Raw genomic sequence first — 14280 nt, 5'->3', positions numbered from 1 at the left:
ATTTATGCCTCCCATAATTCACTTACGATTTTATATGCAGCTACTGGATCCTGTGCACCAGTTACGGCACGCCCAACAACGATGAGTGATGAACCGTCACGCTTTGCGCCATCTGGTGTGGCAATACGCTTTTGATCGTGTGCAGCACCGCCTGCTAGACGAATTCCAGGTGTTACACGTAGAAAATCATCTCCACACACTTCTGCAATTGCCTTCGCCTCATGTACAGAGCAAACTACACCTTGTAAACCTGCTTGTTTTGTAAGACTTGCATAATGTAAGACAGACTCTTGTAAAGATAGAGCAATTTGTTGTTCTGCTTGCATTTGTTCTTCTGTTGTTGATGTTAATTGTGTAACGGCTATTAATGCTGGACGTTCTTTGCCAGTAGGTGTACCCGCTTCAAGTCCTTCTAGTGCTGCCTCCATCATAGGAAGTCCCCCAGCAGCATGCACATTGACTAAATCTACCCCTAGTTTTGCTAGACCCTTCATCGCCGAGCCTACTGTATTCGGGATATCATGTAATTTTAAATCAAGGAAAATATCATGACCTAAATCCTTTACTTTTCGAACAATGTCAGGCCCTTCTTGCATATATAATTCCATACCAATTTTCACGAAAAGAGGCTCATTGAACTGTTTTAGAAAATCAAACACTTCTTTTTCTCCTGGAAAATCTAGTGCTAATATTGGTTTCGTATTCATCAGCGATGGCTCCTTCCGATAATCTCTGTTATATGTTCTACACCTAATGCATCAAGCTTTGCTGGTAATTCTTCAATGATGTTTGGACAGACAAAGTGGTCAACAAAGTTTGCTGTTCCTACTGCTACAGCTGAAGCACCTGCAGACATAAAATCAATGACATCCTGTGCTTCTGTTACACCACCCATACCAATTATCGGAATATTGACAGCTTTGTACACCTCATAAACCATTCGGATTGCTACAGGTTTAACAGCAGGACCTGATAGTCCACCTGTTCCATTAGCAATGACAGGCTTTCCTGTACGCTCATCTAAACGCATACCTACCAATGTATTTATCATCGTAATACCATCTGCTCCACCTGCTTCAACAGCTAAAGCAATATCCACAATATTTGTCACGTTTGGTGATAGCTTCACATAGACTGGCACTTCAGACACAGCCTTGACAGCCTCAACAAGCTGACGTGCTGTTGCTGGGTCTGTCCCAAACTGGATGCCACCACACTTCACGTTAGGGCAAGAAATATTCAGTTCCAATGCTTTGACATTTGATGCTGCTGAAATACGACGCGCTACTTCCACATAATCTGCCGTTTCAGTACCAGCAACATTAGCGATAATTGGCACATCATAGCTCTCTAAAAATGTCAATTCTTCATTCATCACTTTTTCAATGCCTGGATTTTGTAAACCAATTGCATTTAACATCCCCGCCGCTGTTTCAGCAACACGTGGCGTTGGGTTACCGGCACGTGTTTCGACCGTTGTTGCCTTAATCATGATAGCACCTAGTTTTGACAAATCATAAAGCTGTGCATATTCACGGCCAAAGCCAAAGCAACCCGAAGCTGGCATAATTGGATTTTTTAACGCTAAGCCTGGTATTTGAATGGTTAAACGACTCATAGTGCCACCGTTCCTTTCGGGAAAACTGGACCATCAGAGCATACTTTAACATAGTCTTTTTCAACTTCATCAGTTGTTTTACATACACATGCAAAGCAAGCTCCAATACCACAGCCCATACGTTCTTCAAATGATAAATAACCCACTTTTTCAGGATAAAAGCCCTCTAATGCTTTTAACATCGGTAATGGCCCACAGGAATAAAATACATCAAACTTTGGGGCACTTGACTCTAATACAGTTGTTACAAAGCCTTTTGTACCTTTCGAGCCATCCACAGTCACATAATGTGTTTCACCAAGTGCACTAAATTCATCCTCATAAAAGCAGACATCCTCTGTTTGGAAGCCTAGGACATGGATGGTTTTCACACCACGAGCATTCAATTGTTTGGATAATTCATGTAAAGGTGGTACACCAATTCCACCGCCAACTAATAGTGCAGTGCCTCCCTCTTGTACCGCATCTACTGGGAAACCATTACCTATTGGACCAAGCACGTTGACTTGTTGACCTTCTCGATTCGTCGCCAGCACTTTCGTACCACGCCCTTCAGCACGATAAATCATAGTAAACTCATTGTTTTCTTTATCAATATTTGCAATACTAATTGGTCGACGTAAAAGCGGCTCCAATGAATCTGACACCTTTACATGGACAAACTGGCCAGGAGTCATCTCCTGAACCAGTTCACCATGAAGTGTCAGTTCGAAAATGTTTGTCGCAATTTGCTTTTGAGAGACGACCGTCATTTTCTCTTGACGTATCATATTAGTGTACTACCTCCGCTTTTGGCATTTGTTCTGCTGTAAATGTCATGGATTCGATAACACGAACCATTGCTTCTGCTGTATCTAAAGATGTTAGACAAGGTACGCCATTTTCTACAGACTCACGACGGATTCGGAAGCCATCACGAGCTGGCTGCTTCCCTTTAGTTAATGTATTGACAACAAGCTGAGCTTCACCATTTTGGATAAGGTCAATCAATGTTTGTCCTTTCGCACCAATCTTGCCAACAATATCTGTACGTACTCCTGCTTCTTCAAATGCTTTTGCTGTACCTTCAGTAGCTACAATGCGATACCCTACCGTAGAGAAACGTTTTGCTAATGCAATCGCTTCTTCCTTATCTTTATCAGATACAGTAAACAATACTGTACCTTCTGTACGAATTTCCATACCTGCTGCAACTAAACCTTTATAAAGGGCTTTTTCTAATGTTGCATCTTTCCCCATTACCTCACCAGTGGATTTCATTTCAGGTCCTAATGTAATGTCTACACGACGTAATTTTGCGAATGAGAACACTGGTACTTTTACAAATACACCCTTTTGTTCAGGCGCTAAACCTGTTGGGTAGCCCTGCTCTACAATAGATTTTCCAAGGATTGCTTTCGTTGCAATATTAGCCATTGGAATATTTGTAATTTTACTTAAGAATGGTACTGTACGTGATGAACGTGGGTTTACCTCAATCACAAATACTTCGCCCTGTGAAATTACGTATTGGATATTCATTAAGCCAACGATGCCTAGGCCCTTCGCGAGACGAGTTGTATAATCAACTAATGTATCCTTTTGTACCTGTGTTAATTTTTGTGGTGGATAGACAGAGATTGAGTCTCCAGAGTGAACCCCTGCACGCTCAATATGTTCCATAATTCCTGGAATTAGAACATTTTCGCCGTCACAGATAGCATCTACTTCGATTTCCTGTCCTGTTAAGTAACGGTCTACTAAAACAGGATGATCTGGAGATGCCTCCACTGCATTTTCCATATAGTGCTGTAATTCATCTTGATTGTAGACAATTTCCATTGCACGTCCACCAAGTACATACGATGGACGAACAAGTACTGGGAAGCCTAGACGCTCACTAATGGCAAGAGCCTCCTCTGTAGAAACGGCTGTTTCCCCTAGCGGCTGCGGAATGTTTAATTCACGTAAAGCCTGCTCGAACTTATCGCGGTTTTCTGCACGGTCAGTATCTTCTAAAGATGTACCTAAGATTTTTACACCATTTGCTGCTAATTTATCGGCCAGGTTAATGGCTGTTTGACCACCGAATTGAACAACAACACCAATTGGTTGTTCTAAATCGATAATATGCATAACATCCTCAATTGTTAATGGCTCGAAGTAGAGCTTATCAGAAACAGAGAAGTCTGTTGATACTGTCTCTGGGTTGGAGTTGATAATAATTGCCTCATAGCCAGCCTCTTGAATCGCCCATACTGAGTGTACTGTTGCATAATCGAATTCTACCCCTTGGCCGATGCGGATTGGGCCTGATCCAAGTACCACAACAGAAGGTTTTTCTGACTTAATAGATTCATTTTCTTCTTCATATGTGCCATAGAAATATGGTGTTTCCGATTCGAATTCCGCTGCACATGTATCAACCATTTTATAGACTGGAATAATGCCATGTTCTTTACGATAAGCATAAATGGCTTCTGGTGTTGTTTCCCAAAGCTCAGCAACCTTCTTATCTGCAAAGCCTAAACGTTTTGCTGTACGTAGGACATCTTTATCATTTTTATGGTCAGCAAGTGTTTGTTCCATATCCACGATATTTTTAAACTTATTTAAGAAGAATAGATCAATCGCTGACCATTCATGAATTTGTTCAATTGTTACACCTCGACGTAAAGCTTCACCGATAAAGAATAGTCGCTCATCTCCAGCTTTGCGGATACGTTTTTCAATCCAAGAATCTGAATTTTCCTCAGCATGCTTTAACTCTAAATGTACTTGACCGGTCTCAAGAGAACGAACCGCTTTTAACATAGCTTCCTCAAATGTGCGACCTAATGCCATTACTTCACCAGTAGCTTTCATTTGCGTACCAAGATTACGTTTAGCTGATTCGAATTTATCGAATGGCCAGCGAGGAATTTTAGCTACGATATAATCAAGTGCAGGTTCAAAACAAGCATATGTTGATCCTGTTACAGGGTTTTTAATTTCATCTAATGTTAAACCAACTGCAATTTTAGCTGCTAGCTTAGCAATTGGATAACCTGTTGCTTTAGATGCTAGTGCAGATGAACGCGATACGCGTGGGTTTACTTCAATCACATAGTAATTAAAGCTATATGGATCAAGTGCTAGCTGGACGTTGCAGCCACCCTCTATTTTAAGTGCACGAATAATATCTAGCGAAATATTACGTAGCATTTGGTTTTCACGATCTGATAGTGTTTGCGTTGGTGCTACAACGATTGAGTCACCTGTATGGATTCCTACTGGGTCAACGTTTTCCATGTTACATACAACAATGGCATTGTTAGCCGCATCACGCATTACTTCATATTCAATCTCTTTATAGCCAGCAATCGATTTTTCTAATAAACATTGTGTTACGGGTGAATATTTTAAACCCGATGTCACAATCTCTTCTAAATCTTGATCGTTGTAGCAAATCCCGCCCCCTGTACCGCCAAGTGTAAAGGCTGGTCGAACAATTACAGGGTATCCAATTTTCGCAACAAATCTTTTCGCTTCATCTAAGTTATGAATAATATCAGACTCAGGAACTGGAGCACCTAGCTCATACATTAAATTACGGAATAAATCACGATCTTCTGCTTTATGGATAGCATCTAGTTTTGTACCAAGAATTTCAATACCAAGCTCGTCTAAAATACCTGATTTGTCTAACTCGATCGCCATATTTAAACCTGTTTGACCGCCAAGTGTTGGTAAAATCGCATCTGGACGCTCTTTACGTAAAATACGAGAGACAAAATCAAGAGAAATTGGCTCGATATATACTTTGTCCGCAATTTCTGTATCTGTCATGATTGTGGCAGGGTTTGAGTTGATTAAAATAACACGGTAGCCTTCTTCTTTTAATGAAAGACAAGCTTGTGTACCTGCATAGTCAAATTCTGCTGCTTGTCCGATAACGATTGGGCCTGAGCCAATTACTAAAATAGTTTCAATATCTGTACGTTTAGGCATGTTGTTTCCCCTTCCCTGCTTCTACTTCCATCATTTCGATGAATTCATCAAATAAGTGGTTTGAATCCTCTGGTCCTGGTGATGCTTCTGGGTGATATTGCACTGTGAAAATCGGATATTTCTTATGACGCACACCTTCACATGTTCCATCATTTAATGCGATATGTGTTAATTCTAAATCCGTTTCTTTTAATGAATCGATGTCGATAGCATAGCCATGGTTCTGAGATGTTAAATCTGTACGTCCTGTGCGTAAGTCTTTGACTGGGTGGTTACCACCGCGGTGTCCAAACGGTAGTTTGAAGGCTTTTGCTCCACTAGCTAATGAAAAGATTTGGTGTCCTAAACAAATACCGAACATTGGCACTTTTCCTATTAAGTTACGTACTGTTTCAATACCTTCCTGAACATCTTCAGGATTCCCTGGTCCATTGGATAGCATGATACCATCTGGATGCCAAGCTAAAATTTCCTCAGCTGGTGTATTATAAGGTACTACCAACACATCACAATCACGTTTGTTTAATTCGCGTAGGATTCCGTGCTTCATACCATAATCAATTAAGACAACTCGTTTACCACGACCAGGAGATGGATAAGCAGCTTTTGGAGATACTTCACGGACATGGTGTGTAATGGCTGGTGTCACTTGTAATTGTGCTACAATTTCATCCACATTTACTTCTTCATCAGCAGCCGTCAAAATCGCTTTAACCGATCCTTTACTGCGTATGATACGTGTTAATTTTCGCGTATCAATGCCTTCAATTCCTGGGATATCCTTTGCTGTCAAATAGTCATCTAAAGTTAAATCACAGCGGAAGTTTGAAGGTTTTTTAGCCAATTCACGCACAACGAATCCACGAATGGCTGGCGTAATCGATTCAAAGTCATCACGGTTAATGCCGTAATTACCAACTAAAGGATATGTCAATGTAACAATTTGTCCATAGAATGAAGGATCTGAAATCGTTTCCTGATAACCTGTCATCCCTGTTGTAAATACAACCTCACCTTGTGAAGCGCGCTCGCTACCAAATGCTGTACCTGTAAATACTGTGCCATCTTCTAAAACTAGTAAACGTTTTTTCATTACTCTGCCTCCTGATATACGATATTGCCTTCAAAAATCGTTAGTACTGGCCAACCCTTTGCCACCCAGCCGTTGAATGGTGTATTACGACCTTTTGATACAAAGCCATCTGCATCAATTGTTTGTTCTTTTTGAATATCAATTAAAATCATATCCGCTGAAGCGCCTACTGCTAATGTGCCATATGGCAGATCAAAAATCTCAGCTGCTCTCACTGTCATCCAATCAATTAATTGCTTTAAAGTCCATTTTCCTGTTTCAACAAATTGTGTATAAAGCAATGGAAAAGCTGTTTCGAAACCGACGATACCAAATGGTGCGCCAACCATACCGCAGCATTTTTCTTCTACTGTATGTGGTGCATGATCTGTTGCGATGCAGTCGATTGTGCCATCAAGTAGTGCTGCATGTAGAGAATCCTTATCATCAGCTGCGCGTAATGGTGGATTCATTTTCCAATTCGCATCGTCAGATGGTATATCCATCTCTTCTAGTAATAAATGATGTGGACAAACTTCTGCTGTGACACGAATACCTGCTGCCTTCGCATCTCTTACTGCACGCACCGATTCCTTCGTAGAAACGTGACAAACATGGTAGCGTGCCCCTGCCGCTTCTGCTAGTAGTACATCTCGTGCAATTTGTACTGATTCACAAATGGAAGGTATCCCTGGAAGCCCAAGCTCTTTATTACGCTTTCCTTCATGCATCACACCATCATAGATTAATGAGTTATCCTCACAATGTGCTACAACAACCATATCGTGCTGAGCCGCATCTTTCATTTGCTCATACATCGTTGAGGCTAGCTGAATGCCTACACCATCATCAGAGAACGCTACGGCTCCATGTGATTTTAATTCTTCAATATTTGTTCGAACCTCGCCCGATATATCCTTTGTTAGGGAACCATATGGGAGTACTCGAATAACAGCGCTGTCCTTAATGAGCCCATTGATGAGCTGCATGTTGTCAACCGAATCAGGTACTGGCTTTGTATTAGGCATCGCACAAATTGTCGTAAAGCCACCCTTTGCTGCTGAGGCGGAGCCTGTAGCAATGGTTTCTTTATGCTCAAATCCTGGCTCTCGTAAATGTGTATGAACATCGATAAAGCCTGGTGCCACGATTAAACCATGTCCTTCAATCAGTTCTGCACCTGCTACAGCCACATCCTGACCAATAGCCGTAATCTTTCCGTCTGCCATTGCAATATTGACTGTCTTCAATTCACCTTGTTCATCTAGCATTTGTACATTTTGAAGTACCTTTGTCATGTTATTCTCTCCCCTTTAAAATGGTTTCCATAATAGCCATCCGTGTGTAAACACCGTTCCGCACCTGTTCAAAAATTCGAGAGCGATCACACTCTACTAACTCAGAAGCAATTTCAACATCACGATTTACGGGTGCTGGATGCATAATAATGGCGGATTCTTTCATTTGCTTTTCTCGTTCAATTGTTAAACCAAACTCTTGATGGTAACCTTCCTTTGAGAAGCTTTTATTTACTTTATGACGTTCATGTTGCACACGTAGTAACATAATGACATCACTTATTTCGATCAGATTATCCCATGAATGATGCGCTTCAAAACCGCCAGACCATTCTTCTGGGCAAAGGAAATGAACATTTGCCCCTAAATTTTGTAATGCTGTTGCATTTGATTTGGCTACTCGACTATGAGAGATATCTCCTGCAATTGTGACATTCAACCCTTCGAAACAGCCAAACTCTTTTTTGATGGTATAAAGATCCAATAAGGATTGTGAAGGATGTTGCCCAGCACCGTCCCCTGCATTAATAATCGCTACATTAATACCACCCAGCAGCTCATTGTAATATTCATCTTCTGAAGCTCGAATGATGACAGCATCTAAACCAATCATTTCTAACGTTTTGACAGTATCATACATCGTTTCCCCTTTCGTAACACTCGAAAACCCTGCATCGAAAGGGATAACATGACAGCCAATTTTGTATTCTGCCATTTCAAAGCTTGTTTTTGTACGAGTACTTGGTTCAAAGAATAGATTGGCCACTTTGTACGGGCGAGATAACGATGATGTTTCACCATTTTCAAATGCTTGCGCAAGATCTAGGATTTGGTTAATCTCTTCTGTTGTTAAATGTTCCATCGATAATAAGTTCTTCATCATGTGACCTCCATTAGGTTGTGAATCGTGAACGTCTATGTATGACGTTCTCTGTATATAAAGTAAAAGCCCCGTTGATGTCATCAACGAGGCATAAGGAGGCGTGACAAACTACAGCAAGACATACATCCTACTTCAGCCTGTCCACAACTTCCCTTTTTTTGCCTCTCTGGACAATTCATTAAAAGGTACTACTATGAATCTTTATTTTGATTGTATTGTACAGGTATATCTGCTTCTTTCTTACCTGGTAGAATCGCATTCAATAGCACACCGATAATCGCGGCTAGCGCCATCCCTTCAACACTTAATGATTCAGAGATAACAAACTTGGCACCGCCAATACCAATGACTAATATGACTGAGGCAATAACTAGGTTACGGCTATTACCAAAATCAATATGATTATCTACTAGCATACGTAGGCCACTTGCTGCGATTATTCCGAAGAGTAAGATGGACACTCCCCCAAGTACTGCGGTTGGAATCGTTGCAATCACTGCCATTGCTTTCCCGAAGAATGATAGTAAGATGGCAACCACTGCTGCACCTGCAATAACGTAAATACTGTACACTCGAGTAATAGCTAGTACACCAATATTTTCACCGTAAGTTGTTTTCGGAGGCCCCCCGATTATAGCACTCACAAATGTTCCAAGTCCGTCTCCTAATAGGGAACGGTGCAACCCTGGCTCTTTAATATAATCTCGATCTACTACTTTTCCTAATACTAGCTGGTGACCAATATGTTCCGAAATTGTTACAATCACGATTGGTACCATGATAAGTAGAATTTTTGTTGTTATTTCAAACTCATAATGCACACCTGGTATTAAGAAATCAGGCATTTCGAAGAATTTTGCTTGGGCAATTGGTGTATAATCTACGATGTCTACGATCATGGAGTAAATATACCCTACGATTAAGCCCATCAAAATTGGCATAGTGCTTAAAATTCCTTTAAAGAAAATCGTAAAGATAATCGCTGTAAAGACCGTAACTAAAGCAGCTGAGAAGTGTAAAAAGCTATACTCTCCATTGACGTTCATGGCCATATTCACAGCTGTACCAGATAGTCCAAGTCCAATTACCATAATAACTGGACCTACCACGATTGGCGGCAAAATTTTCATAATCCACTTATAACCACTTTTCCAAATGATTAAGGATACAATTCCATACGTAATCCCGACAGCCATCGCACCGATCATGGCATTGCCTGGGTGGACACTCGAGCCATCATCATTTAAACCGCCTGCCGCAAGTATGATTGGTGCTATAAAGGCGAAGGACGACCCTAGATAGGCTGGTACTTGAAATTTCGTAATTAATAGGAAGAATAATGTAGCAATCCCGCTTGTTAAAAGAGCAATCGCTGGACTAAGTCCTACTAACTGTGGCACTAAAATTGTTGATCCAAACATCGCAAACATATGCTGGAAACTTAATGTCACAAGCTGAAGTGGAGTTGGTTTATCCTTAATATCTAAAACTGCATTTGACATATTGTTTCCTCACTTTATTATTCGTCTTCTTTATAAATAATGACGCAATCTTCTCCATCTACTTCTTGTAAGTTGACAATGATGCGCTCAGAGCCAGAAGTCGGAACATTCTTCCCTACATAGTCTGCTCTAATTGGCAACTCTCGATGCCCTCTATCCACTAGCACGGCTAGTTGAATTTGAGCAGGTCTCCCCAAATCCATTACAGCATCCAGTGCTGCACGTACTGTTCGTCCTGTATAAAGTACATCGTCTACTAAAATGATCTTTTGATTTTTCACTACATACTCAATATCAACTTGTTCTACATGTGCTTGTTCGTTTTCATGTTTGGTTGTTAAATCATCTCTGTATAGCGTAATATCAATTTCCCCTGTACGAATAGGTTTACCTTCAATTTTTTCAATTCGTTGTGCCAAACGTTTGGCTAGAAAGGCACCTCTTGTTTTAATGCCAACTAAAATACATTCATCGATTCCTTTGTTGCGTTCAATAATTTCATGGGCAATACGTGTGAGTGCCCTTGTCATTGATGGGCCATCTAATAATTCATTTTGTGCCATATCCGTTCCTCCTCTCTCTACTCTAGTGTCAGCCATGTGTCCATAAAAAAACCTCTCGAGGCGAATAGCCTGAGAGGGGTTGTATACGTGTCGAAAAAAGCATGTCGAAAAATTTGCAGCACAAATTTTTGCAACACTATCACATGTCCCTTCTCAGCCTCTCTGGACTGCTATTAAAGGTGAATATTTAGTTATGTTGTTCATTCACTGTGGTTAGTATAGACTTTCTTTTCTTATTCGTCAATGCCTATTTCGTAAATCATTTAATAATTGCTCATAATCAACTGGAAGTGGTGTTTCAAACTCCAAATATTCACCAGAAGAAGGATGATCAAATCCTAAAGTTGCAGCATGCAAAACTTGTCCACCAAAGTCTATTGTCTTTTTCGGACCATATTTTGGATCTCCCACTAGTGGGAAGCCGATATAATTCATATGCACACGAATTTGGTGTGTACGTCCCGTTTCTAAACGACATTCTACTAGTGTATAATCACCAAAACGCTCCACAACTTGGAAGTGTGTCACCGCATGTTTACCGTTATCAACGACTGCCTGTTTTTGACGATCCTTTTGATCGCGACCAATCGGTGCATCAATTGTCCCCTTATCATGTGCGATATGACCGTGTACAAGGGCAATATATTTACGTGTCACCGTTTTATTCACTAACTGATTCACTAACGATTCATGGGCTGTATCATTTTTAGCCACCATTAATAGACCTGACGTATCTTTATCAATACGATGGACAATACCAGGTCGCATCACACCATTAATACCGGATAAATCCTTACATTGATACATTAAACCATTTACCAGTGTACCGGACATATGGCCTGGTGCTGGATGAACGACCATCCCCTTTGGTTTATTGACAACAAGGACATCTGCATCCTCATAAACAATATCCAAATCTAATTTTTCGGCTATTACATCTAGAATTTCTACTTCTGGTACATCAATCAAGATGACATCACCAGCTTTTACTTTATATTTTGCTTTTACAGCATCGCCATTCACTTTGATAATCCCATCATTAACCCAGTTCCCAATTTGTGTACGTGACCACTCTGATTGTAAGCTTGAAAGTGCTTTATCAATGCGCTCTCCTTGCTGCTGTTCTTCGATTGTATATGTTACTTGCGTCATTGTTTCACCTGTTTCTTTTCTTTTTTATCTTCCATAATCAAACCAATCATTAGTACAACGACAGCTATAGTTAATGCAGCATCTGCCACATTAAAAATAGGGAAGTCATAATTAATAATTGGAATTAAAACATCAACAAAATCGACCACTTCTCCTCTAAAAAGACGATCGATAAAGTTTCCTAATGCGCCACCAAGTAATAGCATTAAACCCACTTGAAAAACGGGCTTTCCTTTTGCCTCTTTATGATAAAAGTAGAGAATGGCACAAATGACAGCAACTGTCACGATACTAAATAACCACATTTGCCCTTCTAGCATCCCCCATGCTGCACCTCTATTACGATGAGATAAAATGCCAAACCATGGGTCCCACACAGCAATGCGTTCAGCATACTCCATATTTTTCACAATTAGCCATTTTGTCCATTGATCTAATAAAACGACAAAAGCAGCCAATCCATAATATTTATACACAGTCATTCCTCCGTTCACTCAACATCTTACCTATTCTACCATAACAGCACCCATCACAATAACTAATATCACATCAAAAGATGGCGGATGCCCAATCTCCTTCAAGAATATAAAAAAGCTATTTCTATTTACTTTTTAAGCAATAGAAATAGCTCTGACTTGTTGAGTTAAACGGTTTCAGATTCTTTCGAATGCACTCGCTTCATGAAATCATTGACATCAGCCGGAACTTTACGATCTAGTAGTGACACGATAATAACAGATAAGAAGCCAACCGGTACTGTCACAATACCTGGTATTTTAAACTGCAAGAAACTTGGTAATGTTCCTGGTAAAAAGATCATCCACATTGACACGCCAAGACCAATGAGCAATCCTGCAATGGCACCCTTCTCTGTGATGCCCCTCCACCAAATACCGAGAATAAAGATTGGCGTGAATGTACTTGCTGCAACCGTAAAGGCGAGCGCCACTAAATGACCGATGGATGCATCCTTGACAAGTAAACCAAGTGCTCCATATAAAATCCCTAATAATACAATGGCCACTTTACCAGCAACCACACGTTGTTTTTGTGTTATATCCTTTTTCATAATATTGGCATATAAATCATGGGCTAATGCGCCAGAGCTTGTAATAAATAGCCCTGAAAGATTAGAGAAAATAGCTGCAAATGCACCTGCAATTACTAAACCAAGTAACCATTTACCACCTAGCGCAAGGGCTGTCGTCGGAATGACCATGTTATTCCCACCTAATACTAAATCACGCATCACCTCCTCACTAGCTGTTCCCGAAATGAAAATAGATCGGCCTACAACACCTAAATAAACAGCTAATAAGAAAAACGTACTAGCAATGCCAATAGCCATGAGCGCAGATTTACGCGCTGCTTTAGCACTTGGGTTTGTATAAAAGCGTAATAATATATGGGGAAGCCCAATTGTCCCTAAGGCTAAACCAATGGTCATACTAATAGTTTGCCAAAATGTTGGGAAATAAAAGCCTGTGCCTGTCCAAGCGGCACCATCAAAATTCACATCATTACCATCTAAGGCATACGGAGAAGTTCCTGTAATAGGGCCACTGAATGAATGGATGGCAGCTAAAATTTTATCGTAATGCAAACCACCATAAACTGCAGCAATTAACATCACAATAAATGCGCCAAGGCGAATCCACAGCTCCAAAGCTTGGTTGATTGTCGTACCTTTCATTCCACCTATCCCTACATAAAAAACCATGACAACACATGTAAAGATAATGCCAAATTCATAGGAAGTACCAAAAAACATACTTAATATTTGAGCAGCACCTAGTAATTGAGGAGCCGCATAAAAGCCTGAGATGGCTAAAACGACTGCAACCGCTACGAGTCGAGCCCTGCTACTATGAAAACGATAACCTAAAAAATCAGCAACCGTAAATGCACCAAATCTTCTTAAAGGGCCCGCTACGAAAATAGCTAATAATGTTAATCCAATAGAGAAACAAAAAGCATAATAAGCACCATCATAACCTAGTTGAAATGTTAAACCAGCTATTCCAAGAAATGTTGCTGCACTTAAATAATCTCCGCCAATGGCAGAACCATTTGTAAACCATCCAAAGCTTCGGCCACCTACAAAGAAATCCGAAGCTGTTGCATTTCTCTTGGTTAAATACGTAATGTAGACAATCGTTCCCATTAACGCAACGGTCATTAACATCTTTGGTTCTAAAAGAGCTTCCATCATTCAACACTTCC

At 40.5% G+C, this 14280-nt stretch carries 12 protein-coding genes; all 12 read right to left on the bottom strand.

Going from position 1 to position 14280, the window contains the following annotated elements; genetic code table 11:
- Nucleotides 1-2: 2 nt before the first annotated feature.
- Complete coding sequence (gene pyrF / locus NST76_RS04570) at nucleotides 3-707, bottom strand: orotidine-5'-phosphate decarboxylase (protein ID WP_342544676.1); 705 nt, start codon at nucleotides 705-707, stop codon at nucleotides 3-5.
- Complete coding sequence (locus NST76_RS04565; protein ID WP_036125043.1) at nucleotides 707-1618, bottom strand: dihydroorotate dehydrogenase; 912 nt, start codon at nucleotides 1616-1618, stop codon at nucleotides 707-709. Before NST76_RS04565 ends, pyrF begins: the two co-directional genes overlap by 1 nt.
- Entirely contained in the window at nucleotides 1615-2388 is a 774-nt protein-coding gene (locus tag NST76_RS04560; protein ID WP_036125045.1) for a dihydroorotate dehydrogenase electron transfer subunit, read from the bottom strand. The genes NST76_RS04565 and NST76_RS04560 overlap by 4 nt, the downstream gene beginning before the upstream one ends.
- 1 nt (nucleotide 2389) lies before the next feature.
- Entirely contained in the window at nucleotides 2390-5587 is a 3198-nt protein-coding gene (gene carB / locus NST76_RS04555; RefSeq protein ID WP_342544674.1) for a carbamoyl-phosphate synthase large subunit, read from the bottom strand.
- A complete protein-coding gene (gene carA / locus NST76_RS04550) occupies nucleotides 5580-6680 on the bottom strand; it encodes a glutamine-hydrolyzing carbamoyl-phosphate synthase small subunit (RefSeq protein WP_271912489.1) in 1101 nt (366 codons plus the stop codon). The genes carB and carA overlap by 8 nt, the downstream gene beginning before the upstream one ends.
- Entirely contained in the window at nucleotides 6680-7957 is a 1278-nt protein-coding gene (locus tag NST76_RS04545; RefSeq protein WP_340812635.1) for a dihydroorotase, read from the bottom strand. The genes carA and NST76_RS04545 overlap by 1 nt, the downstream gene beginning before the upstream one ends.
- 1 nt (nucleotide 7958) lies before the next feature.
- A complete protein-coding gene (locus tag NST76_RS04540; protein WP_271913535.1) occupies nucleotides 7959-8837 on the bottom strand; it encodes an aspartate carbamoyltransferase catalytic subunit in 879 nt (292 codons plus the stop codon).
- A 194-nt stretch (nucleotides 8838-9031) separates the two neighbouring features.
- Complete coding sequence (locus tag NST76_RS04535) at nucleotides 9032-10342, bottom strand: solute carrier family 23 protein (RefSeq protein WP_342544672.1); 1311 nt, start codon at nucleotides 10340-10342, stop codon at nucleotides 9032-9034.
- Nucleotides 10343-10359: 17 nt separating this feature from the next.
- Nucleotides 10360-10905: a bifunctional pyr operon transcriptional regulator/uracil phosphoribosyltransferase PyrR gene (gene pyrR, locus NST76_RS04530; RefSeq protein WP_089931954.1), complete on the bottom strand. Its 546-nt coding sequence runs from the start codon at nucleotides 10903-10905 to the stop codon at nucleotides 10360-10362.
- 240 nt (nucleotides 10906-11145) lie between these two features.
- The gene (locus NST76_RS04525) at nucleotides 11146-12057 is read right to left on the bottom strand and encodes an RluA family pseudouridine synthase (protein WP_036125153.1); all 912 of its coding nucleotides are present in this window, start codon (nucleotides 12055-12057) and stop codon (nucleotides 11146-11148) included.
- The gene (lspA, locus tag NST76_RS04520; RefSeq protein WP_036125155.1) at nucleotides 12054-12533 is read right to left on the bottom strand and encodes a signal peptidase II; all 480 of its coding nucleotides are present in this window, start codon (nucleotides 12531-12533) and stop codon (nucleotides 12054-12056) included. Before lspA ends, NST76_RS04525 begins: the two co-directional genes overlap by 4 nt.
- Before the next feature lie 167 nt (nucleotides 12534-12700).
- Nucleotides 12701-14269, bottom strand: coding sequence for a cation acetate symporter (locus NST76_RS04515; protein WP_342544671.1), 1569 nt, complete (start codon nucleotides 14267-14269; stop codon nucleotides 12701-12703).
- Between the last annotated feature and the right edge of the window lie 11 nt (nucleotides 14270-14280).

Origin of the sequence: Lysinibacillus sp. FSL W7-1291 (assembly GCF_038593415.1) — a bacterium.
GTDB lineage: Bacteria > Bacillota > Bacilli > Bacillales_A > Planococcaceae > Lysinibacillus > Lysinibacillus fusiformis_D.
This window is presented reverse-complemented; position numbering and strand designations above follow the sequence as displayed.